Source organism: Parasphingorhabdus sp., from assembly GCF_039977335.1.
Lineage (GTDB): Bacteria > Pseudomonadota > Alphaproteobacteria > Sphingomonadales > Sphingomonadaceae > Parasphingorhabdus.
The window spans coordinates 1,105,951-1,122,802 of the sequence record NZ_JBDWDI010000004.1; the positions used below are offsets into that span (position 1 = coordinate 1,105,951).

Genomic DNA, 16,852 nt, shown 5'->3' on the forward strand with positions numbered 1-16,852 from the left:
GTCTAGTCCATCGGCCCGGTTAACAATATCGGATCGATCCGGGCTTTATTCCACTTCATTGACCAGTGCAGATGCGGCCCTGTTGCGCGGCCCGTAGCACCGATGCGGCCAATAGGTTCGCCGCGCTTCACTTGCTGACCCTCTTTTACTAATATCTTCGAGGCATGGAGGAACGCGCTGTTCAGTCCCATACCATGGTCGATCATCAACAAATTGCCTTCCAGCGAAAAGGGTTTATTCGCAGCCAGCGTGACCACGCCATCGGCGGGTGCGACAAAATAAGTGCCTGCACCACCCGCAATATCGACGCCGCTATGATAGCTGCCCGGCGTGCCTTTATATATACGCTGTGATCCAAACATGCCCGAGATGCGTCCCTTGGCGGGCCAAATAAAGGTCTGACGCCAGCCTTTGCTGCCGCTCTTTACTTGCCGCGCTGCATTAATCTGCGCCAGCTCGGGACGCCGCCGGGCCATGAAGGCTGAACTCGGACCGCCACTGCGCTTGGCGACATTGACATGTTCAATCTTCCACTTACGCGGCGCTATGTTGAAAAACTTCTTGATCGTCTGGCCATTTTCCAGTGTCGCAACCATTTGCGCCGACTGACCGGCATCGCGGTTAAAGGCGATGATAAACTTGCCGTCCTCGTCCACCGGAACTGGCTGCCCGTCAAAAGACAGGCTTTGGGTACCAGCAGGCGCATCGCCCAGCATCACACCGCCTTGAATCTCTTGCCCGGAAAAACCGAATTTGACAGCTTGGCGAAAGGCCGATTCTTCCGCTTCGGCCTCACCCGTTTTAGCCAATGTGGAAGATAGAGGCAGGGAGATCGCGGCAACCGCGGCCAGTGCTACAGAACCAAAAATCGTGTTTTTCTTGAACCCCATCACTTTTCCTCTTCCGGTAAATGCGCCTGAGCGGAGATTTGGGCCGTTGCATAGGCCTCTTGTTTCTCGACACTCCAATAGCGCAGGTCTTCCAACGGTATCTGTTCGCTAGTCACTGCGCATAGTACATGGTCACCCGAAGATAGCGGGCGAAACCCGTTTGGCATATAATAGAGCTTTGCGACTTTGTTGCGATTGGACATTAACATAAGAAAAACCTTACTCTCTGCAGCATTTACCCCCGATTTACCGGCGTTTATTTACAGGTAAATATTTACGACTTTCATAACAAAAAATTACCTAGAACAAATCCTGTTGCCTGTCATCCGCCGGTTTTTTTACTCGGGCTAACTTCGGTTTTTTCCGGGATTTGTGAGTTTTCGGTGCCGTTTTTGGACTTGCCACGGGTTCATCGGTAATCTGTGCCCCGACTTTACCATCATGGAAATGCAGGTTTACGGCGCCGGCACGCTGCGCTTCATCGCGGCTGCCAACGAAGCTGCCATCCACTGCCGATATTCTGGCATAGCCGCGCTTAAGCGGTCCGTCTGGCGATACTTGCTGCGCCAGCCGCCACAGGCTGTCGAGCCGCCCGCGCGCATCGTCCAGCGGACGCTTCACCAAAGCCACAGGCAGATCAAATCTATCCAACCGGTTTCTGGCCGTGTCCAGCCGCTGCCGCAACATCGCGGGCCGCAAAGCCCCTTCCGATGCCGAAAAGCGACTACGCGCCTGAGCGACATTCTGGCCCATGGCATATTTCATCCCGTCGGATAGCTCATCCACGCCCTGCTGATGCGGGCGCAGCAAGTCAATGAGCGCAGGCATCAACCGGCGCTGTGCCTCCAGCCGCTCCTGCGCTGTCGCAAAGCCGCGCTGGACAGACCGTGCCATCCGCGCCTTGGTTTCACTGAGCGACGCCAGCCACTCGGCCCGCACGGGAACAGCCATTTCTGCCGCTGCTGTGGGAGTTGGCGCGCGCAGATCAGCGGCGAAATCGCATAACGTCGTATCGGTTTCATGACCCACAGCAGAAATAACGGGAATCGAACAATCCGCTACTGCCCTCACCACTTCTTCCTCGTTAAAGCTCCATAGGTCTTCGATTGAACCACCGCCGCGCGCAACGATGATCAGATCGGGCTTTGTGAGCGTGCCACCTAGCTCCATGCCCGAAAAACCGTTAATCGCTCTGGCAATCTGTTTGGATGCGCCTTCGCCTTGCACCAATACCGGCCATACCACCACATGACTGGGGCAGCGATCTGCCAGCCGGTGCAGTATGTCGCGGATCACTGATCCGGTTGGCGATGTCACAACGCCAATGGTTTTGGGCAGAAACGGAATAGGTCGCTTACGATCCTGATCAAACAGACCTTCACCCTGCAGCTTGGCCTTCAGCTTTTCAAAAAGCTGCATCAGCGCGCCCTCGCCTGCCAGCTCCATCTTGTCGATCACGACCTGATATTTGGAACGCCCGGGATAGGTCGTCAGCTTACCGGAAACGACAACTTCAATCCCGTCCTCCGGCTGGAACGGCAGCCGCCCGGCATTACCCTTCCACATCACGCCGTCGAGCACTGCTTTGTCATCTTTGAGCGCCAGATAGACATGGCCGGATGCAGCGCGCTTATAGCCGGAAATCTCGCCCCTGATCCGCACATAGCCAAAGCGATCTTCGACGACCCGTTTCAGCGTGCCGGAAATTTCTGAAACAGATAGTGGAGCGGCATTGTCGCCTGCACCGCTCTCCGCTAACAGCTTCGCATCTAATGAGAGGGAATCGTCCATGAATATCCTGTTGCTCGGGTCCGGTGGCCGTGAACATGCCTTGGCATGGAAGCTGGCGCAATCCCCGTCTGTCGAGAAATTTTATGCCAGCCCCGGCAATCCCGGCATCGCGCAACATGCTGAATGCGTGAAATTGGATGTTCTGGATCATGGCGCAGTTGTTCAGTTTTGCGGTCGCAACAGGATTGATCTGGTGGTGGTCGGACCGGAAGCCCCGCTGGTCGACGGATTGGCGGAGAATCTCCGCAGCGCTGATATTCGGGTCTTCGGTCCGGACAAAGCTCCTGCCCAGCTGGAAGGATCAAAAGGCTTTACCAAAGATCTGTGCGCCCGCGCAAACATACCCACCGCTGGTTATGTCCGCACGACCAATGCAACCGACGCGCTGGCTGCGCTCGACAAATTCACTATCCCGGTAGTGATCAAGGCCGATGGCCTGGCCGCTGGCAAAGGCGTGATCATCGCGGAAACACGCGAGCAGGCAGAAGAAGCGATCGCGATGATGTTTGAAGGCGGCTTTGGCGATGCGGGCGCAGAAGTGGTGATCGAAGAGTTTCTGACCGGAGAAGAAGCGAGTTTCTTTGCGATTACCGATGGCAAAAATGTCATCCCCTTTGGCACGGCACAGGATCACAAACGGGTCGGCGAAGGCGATGTTGGTCCCAATACCGGCGGCATGGGTGCTTATAGCCCTGCCCCCGTTCTGACCTCCGTGCTGCAAAAACAGGTGATGGATGAAATCATCCAACCGACTGTCGACACGCTCGCCGCAGAAGGCACGCCTTATAGTGGTGTTCTTTTCGCGGGCCTGATGCTGACCGAAACAGGCCCACAGCTGATTGAATATAACGCTCGTTTTGGCGATCCGGAATGTCAGGTGTTAATGATGCGCCTGAAATCCGATCTTGCCGCAATCATGTTGGCCACGGCCAAAGGCGAACTCGGTCAAGTCAGCGCGCCTCAATTTGATCCGCAATCCGCACTTACGGTAGTGATGGCTGCCAAAGGTTATCCAAGCACACCAGAAAAAGGCGGGAAAATCCAAAACCTTGGCCGCGCGGAACGCGAAGGCACGAAAATATTCCACGCGGGAACCGCCGAAGTGGAAGGCAAGCTGGTCGCCAATGGCGGGCGCGTCCTGAACGTCACTGCTTTGGGAGGCAATACCACCGAAGCGCAAGCCAAAGCCTATAGTGCGGTGGATCTGATTGATTTCGAAACTGGCTTTTGCCGCCGCGATATCGGCTGGCGGGAGGTCGAGCGAGAGGGCGTTTAGTCAAGCGCTTCTCGCAAAGTCCCACATTGCTATGAGACTGCAGCCCATCCCATTTTCTCATTCAGGCCCATCAGAAACGGCGGGCACATAGCGCAGCAAATCTCCGGGTGTGCAATCGAGATATTCACAGATTTTGGCAAGCGTTTCAAATCGAATGCCTTTGACCTTTCCCGATTTTAGCAGCGAGAGATTGGCGTCCGTAATGCCAACATGCGCGGCAAGATCTTTGGATTTAACTTTCCGGACGGCAAGCATCACATCAAGGGTTACTTCTATGGTCATCAGACGATCTGCCTCAGTTCATCTTGAAGTTCCCGTCCTTCGCGTAGAGCTCCGGCCAGTGCCAGAAGGACAATACCGACGAGCAAGCCCAGAGCATTGAGGTCAATCAGATAGATAAAGAAATCAACGCTATTTTCGAGGATCGATTCCGGTTCGATCAGCATCGGCAGCAGAACGTCGAAACTGAGGAAAACCACATATAATAATATCATTGAGACACCCATTCTGGACAGCGCATTGGCCGTACTATCCAGAAATAGCTCGCCTTTCTCTGCGTGCGCTAGAAACCGATTGATAGACCGGAACAGCAGCAGGAATGTGAAAACCGCGAGACTGCATGTGACAACAAGAGCAATCTGGGCAACCAAGCCCAGTTTGGGATCGTCCGACTCGATTTCGACCATATCGGTCAATAGCTCCAGATCTCCCATCAGAGCAGTCACGGCTGTCAGAATAATGGTCAATCCGACCAGCGACGTCATCACCCCGGAAACAATGCGCAAGAGCCGATAAAGCCACCGATTCTGGATACTGGCTTGCTGATTCATAGAAACTACCTTCTGAATGACAGATAAAAAATATTGTAAAACAATAAAAAATATTCATGTTTCAGAAAGATTTTAGAGTGTAGCGGGCGATATGCAATCGAAATATGCATGGAAGGAAACGCAGAAATGAGAATTCAAAAAACCAACGCCATCATGGCAATCGCCTGCGGCAGCCTTGCCCTTGGCGGATGTGCAAACACCGCATCTGGATATCGGCCAATCGTGGATGGCTATGAAGATGAAGTCTATCATGCAGATCTTGCCGACTGCCAGGCTCTCGCGAAAACGAAGCGCTATGATAATGGCGAAACCAAAACCGCAGCTCTGGCAGGTGCAGTTTTGGGAGGTGCAGTAGGAGCTATCGAAGGTGATTCTGTCGAAGGTGCCATTGCCGGCATATTGCTGGGCGGACTAATCGGTGCAGCGGGAGCTGCTGAAGAGACGCGGACGGACCGGAAACATATTGTTATCCGCTGCATGGATGGCCGTGGTCACGCCGTTGTGGGTTGATGAAATACCGGATTTCTTAGCAACCTGATCCAGCCGGCTACGACCGGAAATTTCACAAAATTAACAAAACTACCATCGGGCCTTGTTTTCCGAAGAAGGAACCTTGCGCCCAAATTTTCCCCAAAATGTCATGAAAGGACATAAAATGAAGAAGACCCTAATTATTTCCACCATCGCTGCTTTCGGCGTTCTGACCGGAGCATCAGCTGCTCATGCGCAGAATGACGATGAAAATTTTGAAGGCGTAAAAGTAGGCGTGCAAGGTGGCTGGGAACGCCGCAAGATAGACGAAAACTTGCTACCGGCCCCTAACAGTGCGCGCCTAAATGACAAATCCAGCGGTATATCCTATGGCGGCTTTGCCGGATATGATGCTCAATTTGATGAATTTGTGCTAGGTGTCGAAGCTGATTTCAGCCCTAATGGCAAAACGCTAAGCTCTGCGCTGCCCGGCGGTGGTTCGATTGAGCTAGACTCAAAATGGGCCGCAAACGTTTCCGCCAGGGCCGGCATTGCCATTGTTCCAAAGCTTCTGGCTTATGGCCGGGTCGGCTATGGTTTAAACCGCTATACTGTCAGCAGGTTCGCCGCAGGAAACGACACGGCTGTGGCGACTGACAAGGAGACAGGCAAAGGTATGCTCTACGGCGGTGGTCTGGAATATGCGATCAATCGGAACGCCTCGTTTCGTGTCGAGTACCGGCGCAATGATTATAAAGGCACGCTTGCCTCGAACCAAGTTCTCGGCGGCTTGACCCTGCGCTTCTAGCCCCCTCAGAAGCGCACCTTTGAAGGTCGGGCGATAGCGATTACTCCCACTCGCCTATCGCCCGACCTTATCATATCAAATCGCACCAACTGAAGGGTTCACACATCAGATGAAAGCGAACACATATAAAAGAATATACAAAAAGCAGCGCCGTCATCGGCGCTCACAGGTTCGGCAGAAATCTTCCTTGGTCGATAGCAAATCAGCCGGTTGTAACTGCAGCTATTGGCTGGTGCGTTTATTGATATGGGGTACTCGAAATTCCTGATACAGCTGTTAAATCAGCTCCCTCCATTCATTGATATGTTCAAGTCGCCTGCCGCGCTTCAAATGTGACAACATATCATTGGTTCATAATCCAGTCAGCTTGCTCTTGGCACTTTCTATCCTGGGTTGAATATTACGGGAGTGGATAGTCATGCGGCGTTTTTCAAATATTTCCAAAATCTTGTGCGGGTTTGCCGCCATTAGCTTGATCGGCACGCCCGGCGCGGCGTCCATGGATACCCAGTCAAGACTTGGAAAACAGATTGACCGCACGAGAATAGCCCCTCCGCAACCTGTGAATTGCGGCCTTTTTACGCGCTATGATCGTGATCAGGTGATAGCTAAAGGCTCAAGAAACAGCCGGGCAAGCCGCATTCAGAATTCCCCAGTTTCTGCTCTACCACCTCCACCGCCACCTCCCAACGCATCCCCCGTTAGACAGTCGGTCGCGGGCGGAGCTTTGTCTAGTCAGCGCCGCATCACACGCCCAGGTCCTTACCCCTATCCATATCCGCGCCCACAACCACAAGATCGCGAAAAATATGCTGGCGAGGATGTTGCGAGCATCAAGCGGGTAGCCGATGAACCGGTTTCCACCTTTGCCGTGGACGTAGATACTGGCAGCTATTCGAATGTCCGTCGCTTTCTTAATGACGGCAAGATGCCGCCGGAAGCTGCGGTAAGAACCGAAGAAATGATCAATTATTTCCGCTATGATTATCCGGCTCCCTCAAGCCGGGAAACGCCATTTAGCGTATTTACCGATATCTCGACCACGCCTTGGAATGATGCCAGCCGGCTGCTCCGCATTGGGCTGCGCGGTTATGATATTGACAGCAAAGATAGACCCCGCGCTAATCTGGTATTTTTAGTGGATGTGTCCGGATCCATGGGCAGCAAAGACAAACTGCCACTGGTTAAATCAACGCTGACAGCGCTGACCAATGAGCTGCGCCGCGATGACCGCGTGTCAATTGTGGTCTATTCTGGAACGGTCGGCCTGTTGCTTGCACCGACCTCGAACAAAGACCATGTCAAAGAAGCGGTTGACTGTCTTTACGCCAGTGGATCAACCGCCGGCGGTGATGCCTTGAAACTCGCCTATTCGACGGCTCGCCAAAATTTCCTAAAAGGCGGCATCAACCGGATCATCATGGCTACGGATGGTGACTTTAATGTCGGTACATCCAATACTGAACAGCTAAAAAAGATCGTCGCCAAAGAGCGGGAATCCGGCGTCACGCTGACCATGCTCGGCTATGGCACTGGTAATATCCGGGACGAGTTGATGGAAGGTATCGCCAATGTCGGCAACGGCAATTACGCCTATATAGACAGCGCGATGGAGGCACAGAAAGTGCTCGGAGACGAGCTCAGCTCAACGCTGTTTACGATTGCCCAGGATGTTAAGATCCAAATCGAGTTTAACCCAGCGCATGTGAAAGAATATCGACTGATCGGTTATGAGAACCGACTGCTGGCCGAGGAAGATTTCGACAATGACAAGATCGACGCTGGCGATATTGGCGCTGGCCACCAGGTCACTGCACTTTATGAAATCATGCCCGCCAAATCGTCAGGCTGGTTACCCGAACGCCGCTATCCCGCCAATCGCACTGTCCAACGTCAACAGGATTTCAACGGAGAGATCGCACAGGTGAAATTGCGCTACAAACTACCCGGCGGCAAAAAATCCCGCCTCATCAAACGACAGATAGGTGCAAGCGATCTGCAAAATGCAACCACGCCCAATGGCGACATGGCCTTTGCAGTGGCGGTTGCCGCCTTTGGCCAGAAACTACGCGGCGATAAATATCTCGGTGATTATGGCTTTCGGAATATTGAGAAGCTATCCGGCAATGGCGGTGATTTCTGGCGTCAAGAATTCCGCAAATTGAGCAGCTTGGCGCAAAATCAAAGCTGATAATGATTCGGCCACCGGCATGCTTTTCTGGAAAACCATTAACCCGTTAACCATATTTGCTAAGTAACTGTATCATATGGGGACAAATTCAGCCCGTTTCATCAGATAATGGACGGCCTGTCCAAATGGCTGAACTAGACTCATCGTTAATTATCCTTCATTTTGGGGGTGATTGAGAAGTACAACAAGAACTTAGTAAGGGGTTCCGTAATGGAAGTTGGGGGTAAGATATTGGTTGGTGCCGCCGCCACTGCAATTTTGGCGCTCGTCGGCCACTATGCCACTGGCGATGGTTACATTGCCGGTCTTGAAAATGCAGCGCAGACCGAATTGACCGCGCAAGGCATGGACGGCGTTAAAGTTGCGTTCGCGCGCGATCCTCTGTCCCGTAGGGCTGTTCTGGATGGCGATGTTTCCGATGATGTGAAGCTAAAAGCGCTGAATGCGGTTTCCGAAGTTACTGGTGCCAGCGCTGTCTGGGCTGGTGGTTCACCAGTCGATACCAGTGAAGCGAACGGCAGCGATCAAGGCACTGATCCAGCTGCAACCGGAGCGGCTACAGAATGCCAAAACGGCGTGGACACGGCTATTGCAGGTGAAAAACTCAGCTTTCGGTCTGGCAGCGCCTATATATCGCCCGCATCGAATAAATTGCTGGATAAGATTGCGACCGCCCTCAAGCCCTGTTCCGGCCTTGTCGTTGCCGTCGGTGGTCATACTGATGATAATGGCAATGCCCAGGTCAACAAGATCCTGTCACAGGAAAGAGCAGACCGGGTCCGCGCTGGCTTGATTGAACGCGGCATCCCGGAAAATCTAGTAACAGCAACGGGTTTCGGCGCTGAAAAACCGTTGGCTACAGGTGGAGGAGCCGATGCCGACGCACAGAACCGCCGCATCGAATTCAACGTGCAAGCTGCAAATAAAAATCAAATAAATGATGCGAAATCGCAACAGGAGGGATGAACCATGCCACTATTATTAGAAAATCTGTTGCTCCTGCTCACCACTTTTGCGATTGGGCTTGGGATTGGCTGGCTCATCTGGGGCCGGAATCGTGATGAGATTTGAATGGAACTGGTTTGTAGCGCAAAATATTGCCGCTCGACCTTCCAAATTTAAGAATGAAAATAGGGATTTAATACAATGATATCGCTGATTTCTGAAAATTGGCTGCTTGTTCTGATCGCTCTGCTAATTGGTGTTGCGACAGCATTTTGGGCTTGGGCTGTATCAGGCCGTGATAACTCGATCGATGGTTTTGACGCCGATGATGGGTTGCTGGAAAAAGCCGGCGACGCTGTCACCCCGGCACCGGAACCAGTGGCCCCGGCTCCCGCACCAGCACCAAAACCTGCCCCGGCACCAGCGCCCGCGCCAGCACCCGTAGCCCCAAAAACTGTTGCCCCGGCTGCGGTAGCTACGGCGGCTGTTGCCAAAGCCGCGCCTGCACCTGCGCCGCGCCCGCGCAAGCGCCCAGTTGTCGCTGACACAGCGCCTCCAGCACCAGCGGGAAAACCGAACATCGCTGAAGCAAAGGGTGATCCCGATAATCTTCGTCTGATCAAAGGCGTTGGTCCAAAACTAAACACGCTGCTCAACAATCTGGGCGTGACGCGCTATGATCAGATTGCCTCTTGGAAAGAAGCGGAAATTGAGGAAATGGACAAATATCTGGAGAGCTTTAGCGGCCGGATAACTCGTGATTCCTGGATTGATCAGGCCAAATATCTCGCAAAAGACGATATCGCCGGATTTGAAAAGAAATACGGCAAGCTCTGAAGCCTGGCTTGCTTAGTTGACAGGCATAACGGGCACATAAGAGGTCGTGCCCACCCTCGCCTTTAATGCCCCATTAGCAGCGGTATCTTTGCATCGTTGAGCAGGTTTTTTGTTACGCCGCCAAATAGCGTTTCACGCAAGCGGCTATGCCCATATGCGCCCATCACCAGAGCAGTAGCACCTTGCTCCACGGCAAATTCAGTGATGACTTCGGAGGCTTCATTGCCCTTGCCCTTCAATATGTGGAGCACGGTCGAAACGCCGTGTCGGGCCAAAAATGTCGAGGCAGCGACATGGGGGAACTCGCTGTTATCGTCGCCAACCGTGACCAAATGAACCTCGCTGGCCAATTTCAGCATCGGCAAAGCCAATCGCACGGCCTTTGCTGCCTCTGCAGATCCATTCCAAGCGACAGCCATTGGTCCCTGACAATCAAAAGAATCATTTTCAACGGGTACGACCAATATGGCGCAATGAGCATGGACCGCGACATCCCCGGCAATTGGCAAAGGCTCATCTCCGGCATTGCGTTTGCCATAGGATTGGCTGACAACCACCAGATCAGCAAGGCGGCTGCGTTCGGTCAATAATGTTGCCGGATCACCCAGCCCGGTTTGCCAGTCCCATGAAACATCTTCCTCTTTCAGGCGCTGTTCGATCCGTTCGCGATGCGATCGTTCCGCCGCATCCATATCTTCAAAATTTATACCGGTGACGAAATCACCGCCCAGCGGGCCAAAGGACATAGGTGCAAATTGTGTCGTGGGCTGAACGCAAGTCAGATGCCCATCATAACCACGAGCAATATCCAACGCGACCTGCAACCGCGATTCAAAACCACTATCTTCAAACACATGCAGTAATATCGTTTTCAAGACTCGTCTCCCATTGGCCCCTGTTTTGGACAAGCTGGGATTATTGCTTTGCCAGTATCATTTGCATTGATCTGGCTCAAAATTTTTACTCATGTTACTGCACAAGCAGCGGATCGTTCAAACGATCTCCATGATATCGCCAGGCTGAAGCTTTGGTAGCAAGGTATCCATTTCGGCTCGATCAATAGCAACACAGCCTTCCGTGGCTTTGCCTTTATAGCATATATGGAAGAAAATCGCACTGCCCTTGCCAGCTACTGGCGGACTATCGTTATGACCGAGGATGACAATAATATCATATAGGGGATCGTCTCGGATCAAGGTTTCGGCGCTGAACGGATGGGGCAGTCTGACTGGCCTGTTGTAACAGGGCGCGGAGGGATCATCCGACCAGCCATCCTGCGTGCCAATCCAGCGCCATGGAAGTTTTACCTGCGGTGGCGGTGCGCTGCGTCCGGGACGAAACAGAACTGCTCGAACTGGCCAGATACCAAGTGGCGTATGACCATCCCCCTCCCGTTTTTCGTCAGCCGGACACGGACCACTGCGCCCGATAATGCAATCGATAACGTCTTGTTCAAAGCTGAGTGTCAGAGTTTCCGTATCAACGCGAATTACGCTCAAAGCTTATGACCCGTACGGTCTCGCTTGGTATCAAGATAATATTCGTTGTGTGGATTGGCAGCAATTTTGACCGGAAGGCGTTTTTCGACCGAGATCCCGCAGTCCTCGAGCCCCTCAACCTTTTCTGGATTGTTGGTCATCAGCTTAACGGCCGGTATGTTCAACAAATCAAGCATCCGCGCCGCGATCGAAAAATCGCGCGCATCGATAGCAAAGCCCAGCCGCTGGTTAGCATCAACCGTATCAAAACCCTGATCCTGCAAAGCATAGGCGCGAAGCTTGTTGATCAGGCCAATTCCGCGGCCTTCCTGGCGCAGATATAAGAGTACACCCCAATTGGCTTCGCTCATCTGATCCAGAGCCGCATGAAGCTGCGGTCCGCAATCGCATTTCAGGCTGCCAAGCACATCGCCGGTCAGGCATTCGCTGTGTAGACGAACCACAGGGGTCGTGTCGTCGCGTTCACCAACAACCAACGCGACATGATCCGTAGAATCGGCTTCGCTACGAAAACCATAGATGTGCGCCTGCGTATTTGCAGCTACCGGTAATTTCGCATGGGCACTGATAATCAACGCATCGGAGTCGGCATAGGCGGCGACATCTTCGGTTTGCAGGCGGTCTTCAGCCGTTTCATCGACGACTAAAAAGGCCGGCAGCAATCCCCCTTGGCGCGCCAGCTCCATGGCCGCTTTCGCAGCCTCGGGATGGGTTAGCTCTTCGCTGCGAAACGGTCCTTTCATCGGGTGTCGCATGTCTAGCACGGGATCGGTAATCGCGATAATTTCAGCGGCACTGACCCCATCTGTAAGGCTAATCTGCACTGGCAAAGCCGGGTCAGCCGCTGCGCGCTGGTTGAGCAATTTCAACGTGTCCGCCCGGCTGGAAGAAATTAGCAGCGTGACTTGTGATTGTGTAGACAGATAGGCGTCCAGATCGACCGTTTCGACCGGCAACAGATTCAAGGTTCCTTGATCTGTCTCCACGCCTATTGGCCAGCCGCGCCGCAGCGCGTCTATCGCCCGCGCAGCACGCCGGGCGCCTTTGGAATCAGAGGCTACAGCGCCCCCCATTCAAAATTTAAACTCCGTAATGAGCGGCGCGTGATCGGACGGTTTGGTCCAGCCCCGCGCATCTTCGTGAACAACATGGCTCACCGCTTTATTTTCAAGTTCAGGGCTAACCCAGACATGGTCGAGCCGCCTTCCCTTGTCCGACTCGCGCCAATCACGGGCGCGGTAGCTCCACCATGTATAAAGGCGTTCAGGATCAGGGATGAATTTACGCCCAATATCGACCCAATCATGCGCAGCCTGCAGCTTGGCCATAATGTCGATCTCAATTTGCGTGTGGCTAACGACATTGATCAACTGTTTATGGCTCCAGACATCGGACTCCAGCGGCGCGACGTTGAAATCACCAAGCAATATGGTGGGCGTATCCAAGCTCGCAGACCAATCCGTCATGCGCTGATAGAAATCCAGTTTCTGGCCAAATTTCGGGTTTTCGTCCCGGTTCGGAACCTCGCCACCGGCTGGAATATAAACATTCTCGATACGAACACCATTTTCCAGACGCGCACCAACATGTCGGGCCTCGCCATTGGCTTGCCAGTCAAACCGTTCATCTTTGTGCAGTGGCACGCGGCTGATCATCGCGACGCCATGATGCATGGGCTGACCGTTTAATATCAGGTGATTATAACCCAATTGGCGGAAGGCCCCTTCCGGAAACTGGTCATCACGCACCTTGGTTTCCTGCAAGCAGAGCACATCCGGTGCTTCTTCCTTAAGGAAACGTTCGACAATTTCGATTCGGGCGCGGACGCTGTTAATATTCCAGCTAACGACTTTCAGGCTATCACTCATGGCTAAACTCCTAGCCATGAAAGCGGAAAAAAGCCAAGCCAAAAGCCAAGTAAAATCCTATATTTTTTGATGGTTTAAAGACGAAAAACCCCCACCTCCGGGGGCATTTAGGAGGTGGGGGCTAACTCGCGTTCGTCACGCATAGGATGGTCCGAAACTTATATAATCAGGTAACAGGGGGAAAACCTGATCGCCTCATCTCATCCTGTAACCCTTATAGAACCGTGTTTCTGTCGCTCAGATGAACGAGACCTGTCAGCCCTTCCGCTTGTCGAAAGCGCGCCTCCGTTCATCGTCTGCCGCGTCTTTTTCTTCGTGGATCTGTCCATTTGAACGCGTTTTTGGCCACTGGAACACCGAATTTCTGGTCGGAAAGCCGGATAGATGTCCGGTTATTCTTCGAATCGAGCGATACCCAGCCATCGAGCCGCAAACCTGCAGGAGCGCCAGCGACCTTAGTGAAAACCATGGTAATGACGCCATATTCAGGCCGTTTCGGGTCCCGAACTTCGACGCTCAGCACATTGGGATTACGAGTCGGGATGATTTTCCCATATTTGGATAAATCCCGTTCAGGATTAAGCAGCGCGCCCAAGGGGCTATTCCTGATCGGCCAGCGCTGAACCTGATTCACTTCATAATCAATCATCGTCAACGCTTTGCCGTCACCGACAATTAGCAAATTGGCTTTCTTGCCATATTGAAAGCGAATCCGGCCTGGCTGCCTTAACGTCAGTTTCCCGGGCAATAGCTGCCCGCTGCGGCTGGTTTGCGTGAAATTGGCCGTCATGGTGGTCATAGCGCGCAAATGGGCGGAAATCGCGTTGATATCGTCTGCTGGACTTTGCTGGGCTGTCGCTGGAACCGAGGCGGTGAACGCCAAAGGCGCCGCGACAAGGGCAAAAGCATATCTCAACATATTGAAAACTCCTGAAAAACCTTCTCAACGCTTAGTAGAAAGCGATTGAACATCACCTGAATTGCGACTTTTTAGATCACTTCACCGTTTTGATCGCGCAACACTTCGCGGCGGCCAATATGGTTGGGCGGACTGATAAATTCATCTTCTTCCATACGGTCGATAATCCGGGCTGCTGTATTATAACCGATTCTCAGTTGCCGTTGCAGCCAGCTGGTCGAGACTTTCTGGCTTTCGAAGATAATCTGACAGGCCTGCGCATATTGCCGGTCTTCCTTGCTATCGGAGAGATCAGCGCCATCGAGAGCATAGCTGCCGTCTTCTGGCTCCTCCGTGACCGCCTGAATATATTCCGGCGAGCCCTGTGCGCGCCAATGATCAGCAATCAGGCGGACTTCATCATCCGAAACAAACGGTCCGTGGACACGGGTCAATTGCTTGCCACCAGGCATGTAGAGCATGTCGCCCTTGCCGAGCAGTTGTTCCGCGCCTTGCTCGCCCAAGATGGTTCGGGAGTCGATCTTCGAGGTAACGTGGAAACTGATCCGCGTCGGCAGGTTGGCCTTGATCACGCCCGTGATAACGTCAACTGAGGGGCGCTGCGTTGCCATGATAAGGTGGATACCAGCGGCACGTGCTTTTTGGGCAAGGCGCTGGATAAGGAATTCGACCTCTTTACCGGCTGTCATCATCAAATCGGCCAACTCGTCGACGATGATCACGATTTGCGGCAGGACTTCATAATCCAGCTGCTCTTCTTCATAGATCGGCCGTGATGTCTCGGGATCATAGCCGGTCTGGACCTTGCGGCCGAGCGGTTCGCCCTTGGCTTTCGCAGCCTTCACCTTCTCATTATAGTTGGCAAGATTTCGAACAGATATGGACGACATCATCCGGTAGCGTTCTTCCATCTGCTCCACCGCCCATTTGAGAGCCCGGACCGCTTTGGCTGGCTCAGTGACAACCGGCGACAGTAAGTGCGGGATATCGTCATAGGTGCTGAGTTCCAGCATTTTCGGGTCAATCATGATCATTTTGCACTGATCCGGCGTGAGCCGATAGAGCAGCGATACAATCATGCAGTTGAGGCCGACCGATTTACCGGAGCCAGTGGTACCGGCAATCAGAAGGTGCGGCATTGGTGCCAAATCAGCGATCACCGGATCGCCAGAGATGTTCTTGCCAAGGATGATCGGAAGCTGTCCGGTCTGGTCCTGAAAACTGTCGCTGCCGATCATTTCATGCAGAACCACGGACTCCCGCTGCGCATTAGGCAGTTCGATGCCCATGACCGTGCGGCCCGGTATCGCCGCGACACGGGCGGAAAGCGCCGACATATTGCGTGCTATATCTTCGGCGAGCTGGATAACCCGGCTGGCCTTGATGCCCGGAGCCGGTTCCAGTTCATACATGGTCACCACAGGGCCCGGACGCACAGCGTTGATCGTGCCCTTCACATGGAAATCATCGAGGACGGATTCCAGCAGGCGCGCATTGCGTTCAAGTCCAGCCTTGTCGATTACGTTATTTGCCTCTTCTGGTCGCGGCGTAAGCAGGTCAATTGAAGGCAAAGAATAGGGACCAAAAAAATCGCCTTGCTTGCCGCTCGACAGGCTCGCTTTTTTGGGCGGTAACGCGCGGTCGCTAATTTCTGGCGGCGGCCGATTATCCGGCTTAACCTCTTTGCGCGGAGCCGGTGCTTTTTTCGGTTTCGCTGGAGCAGCACTTTCTGGCTCGATGACCAAACCACTGTCTTCCTCATCCGATTTGAAGCGTGGCAATTTCAATTGCGGCATGGAGAATAGCGGCTTGTCGAGCCGCAGACTGAAATAACCTAGTACGAGGCCGCCGGTAACAGTTATCGCTGTCAACACACCGGAAGCAATTCCGCTCCAGCTTTCAGAAATCGCGGCCAAGGCCGCGCCGATCCCCTTGCCAGAAACCATGCCAGCGAGCCCACCCCAGCCGGACGGCAGGTCTGCCTGACTGTCTGGAAACCACAAGGACAGGCCTGTGCCGATGAGGAAGGCGGCAATCAAGCACCAGAATAGCTGCTTTTTCCATTCAGCTTGCGGGATATCGCGCCATAATCTGCTGGCGAAAACCAGGATAAGCGGCAAGAATAGAGCCACCGGCACGCCAAGCAGGGACAGCAACAAGTCCGAGCTGTAAGAACCAAATACGCCCATCCAATTATGCTCGACACTGCCAGCAGCTGTGTTCAAAGACGGATCGCTAGGCGAATAGCTCACAAGAGCGAGAAACAGGAATGCAGCCAAAAGGCCAAGCGCAATCGCGCCAATCAACGCACCACTGCGCAGCAGGCTAAGACGCATCACTTCACGCCAATTTGCTTCTTTCGCTTTTCCGGCCATATTCTACTCCCGGGGCCCGTCTATTTTTGTGCAAAGGCCCGAACCCGCATTAACTATCCCTCCTTTGCGCGAATCGGTGACTCCGCGTCAAGTTTTGTCGGCCATAAGTTTACCGGAACATACTTTCTTTTCGGCCCCATGAAGCCTATCTT

17 protein-coding genes are annotated in these 16,852 nt (G+C 53.3%); 6 read left to right on the plus strand and 11 right to left on the minus strand.

The genetic code is table 11. The features are described from left to right. Positions 1–2: 2 nt before the first annotated feature. The 3 genes from ABJM21_RS12590 to xseA all read right to left on the minus strand — a co-directional run bounded on the left by ABJM21_RS12590 (position 3) and on the right by xseA (position 2,681). Positions 3–890 (minus strand): M23 family metallopeptidase, encoded by an 888-nt coding sequence (locus tag ABJM21_RS12590; protein ID WP_348302591.1) that lies wholly within the window; start codon positions 888–890, stop codon positions 3–5. Further along, positions 890–1,099 carry a DUF2093 domain-containing protein gene (locus ABJM21_RS12595; protein WP_348302592.1) on the minus strand — a complete coding sequence of 70 codons (210 nt, stop codon included), beginning with the start codon at positions 1,097–1,099 and terminating at the stop codon, positions 890–892. Before ABJM21_RS12595 ends, ABJM21_RS12590 begins: the two co-directional genes overlap by 1 nt. A gap of 91 nt (positions 1,100–1,190) precedes the next feature. Next, the gene (gene xseA, locus ABJM21_RS12600) at positions 1,191–2,681 is read right to left on the minus strand and encodes an exodeoxyribonuclease VII large subunit (protein ID WP_348302593.1); all 1,491 of its coding nucleotides are present in this window, start codon (positions 2,679–2,681) and stop codon (positions 1,191–1,193) included. Between xseA and purD the strand changes: the two genes are divergently transcribed. After that, positions 2,680–3,957 (plus strand): phosphoribosylamine--glycine ligase, encoded by a 1,278-nt coding sequence (gene purD / locus ABJM21_RS12605; RefSeq protein WP_348302594.1) that lies wholly within the window; start codon positions 2,680–2,682, stop codon positions 3,955–3,957. The two genes, xseA and purD, sit on opposite strands and share 2 nt — an antisense overlap. A 57-nt stretch (positions 3,958–4,014) precedes the next feature. On the opposite strand, the gene ABJM21_RS12610 is transcribed toward purD, so the two are convergent. Beyond that, complete coding sequence (locus ABJM21_RS12610) at positions 4,015–4,239, minus strand: helix-turn-helix transcriptional regulator (RefSeq protein ID WP_348302595.1); 225 nt, start codon at positions 4,237–4,239, stop codon at positions 4,015–4,017. Next, the gene (locus ABJM21_RS12615; RefSeq protein ID WP_348302596.1) at positions 4,239–4,787 is read right to left on the minus strand and encodes a hypothetical protein; all 549 of its coding nucleotides are present in this window, start codon (positions 4,785–4,787) and stop codon (positions 4,239–4,241) included. Before ABJM21_RS12615 ends, ABJM21_RS12610 begins: the two co-directional genes overlap by 1 nt. A gap of 126 nt (positions 4,788–4,913) precedes the next feature. On the opposite strand from ABJM21_RS12615, the gene ABJM21_RS12620 reads away from it, so the two are divergent. The 5 genes from ABJM21_RS12620 (at position 4,914) to ABJM21_RS12640 (ending at position 10,039) form a co-directional block, all read left to right on the plus strand. Continuing rightward, entirely contained in the window at positions 4,914–5,297 is a 384-nt protein-coding gene (locus ABJM21_RS12620) for a hypothetical protein (RefSeq protein WP_348302597.1), read from the plus strand. A gap of 145 nt (positions 5,298–5,442) precedes the next feature. After that, positions 5,443–6,066 carry an outer membrane beta-barrel protein gene (locus ABJM21_RS12625; RefSeq protein WP_348302598.1) on the plus strand — a complete coding sequence of 208 codons (624 nt, stop codon included), beginning with the start codon at positions 5,443–5,445 and terminating at the stop codon, positions 6,064–6,066. Positions 6,067–6,484: 418 nt separating this feature from the next. After that, the gene (locus ABJM21_RS12630) at positions 6,485–8,257 is read left to right on the plus strand and encodes a VWA domain-containing protein (RefSeq protein WP_348302599.1); all 1,773 of its coding nucleotides are present in this window, start codon (positions 6,485–6,487) and stop codon (positions 8,255–8,257) included. Positions 8,258–8,467: 210 nt separating this feature from the next. Next, positions 8,468–9,223: an OmpA family protein gene (locus ABJM21_RS12635; protein WP_348302600.1), complete on the plus strand. Its 756-nt coding sequence runs from the start codon at positions 8,468–8,470 to the stop codon at positions 9,221–9,223. 180 nt (positions 9,224–9,403) lie between these two features. Beyond that, complete coding sequence (locus ABJM21_RS12640; protein WP_348302601.1) at positions 9,404–10,039, plus strand: hypothetical protein; 636 nt, start codon at positions 9,404–9,406, stop codon at positions 10,037–10,039. Between the two features lie 62 nt (positions 10,040–10,101). Here the strand turns inward: ABJM21_RS12640 and ABJM21_RS12645 are convergent, their stop codons facing one another. The 6 genes from ABJM21_RS12645 to ABJM21_RS12670 all read right to left on the minus strand — a co-directional run bounded on the left by ABJM21_RS12645 (position 10,102) and on the right by ABJM21_RS12670 (position 16,700). Then, positions 10,102–10,914 (minus strand): universal stress protein, encoded by an 813-nt coding sequence (locus ABJM21_RS12645; protein WP_348302602.1) that lies wholly within the window; start codon positions 10,912–10,914, stop codon positions 10,102–10,104. Positions 10,915–11,031: 117 nt separating this feature from the next. Continuing rightward, positions 11,032–11,538, minus strand: a complete 507-nt coding sequence (locus ABJM21_RS12650) for a L,D-transpeptidase family protein (RefSeq protein ID WP_348302603.1) — start codon at positions 11,536–11,538, stop codon at positions 11,032–11,034. Beyond that, entirely contained in the window at positions 11,535–12,611 is a 1,077-nt protein-coding gene (gene ribA, locus ABJM21_RS12655) for a GTP cyclohydrolase II (RefSeq protein WP_348302604.1), read from the minus strand. The genes ABJM21_RS12650 and ribA overlap by 4 nt, the downstream gene beginning before the upstream one ends. Next, positions 12,612–13,406: an exodeoxyribonuclease III gene (gene xth / locus ABJM21_RS12660; RefSeq protein ID WP_348302605.1), complete on the minus strand. Its 795-nt coding sequence runs from the start codon at positions 13,404–13,406 to the stop codon at positions 12,612–12,614. Between the two features lie 289 nt (positions 13,407–13,695). Continuing rightward, on the minus strand, positions 13,696–14,325 hold the full coding sequence (locus ABJM21_RS12665; RefSeq protein WP_348302606.1) for an outer membrane lipoprotein carrier protein LolA: 630 nt from the start codon (positions 14,323–14,325) through the stop codon (positions 13,696–13,698). Positions 14,326–14,396: 71 nt separating this feature from the next. Then, entirely contained in the window at positions 14,397–16,700 is a 2,304-nt protein-coding gene (locus ABJM21_RS12670) for a DNA translocase FtsK 4TM domain-containing protein (RefSeq protein ID WP_348302607.1), read from the minus strand. Positions 16,701–16,852 lie beyond the last annotated feature (152 nt).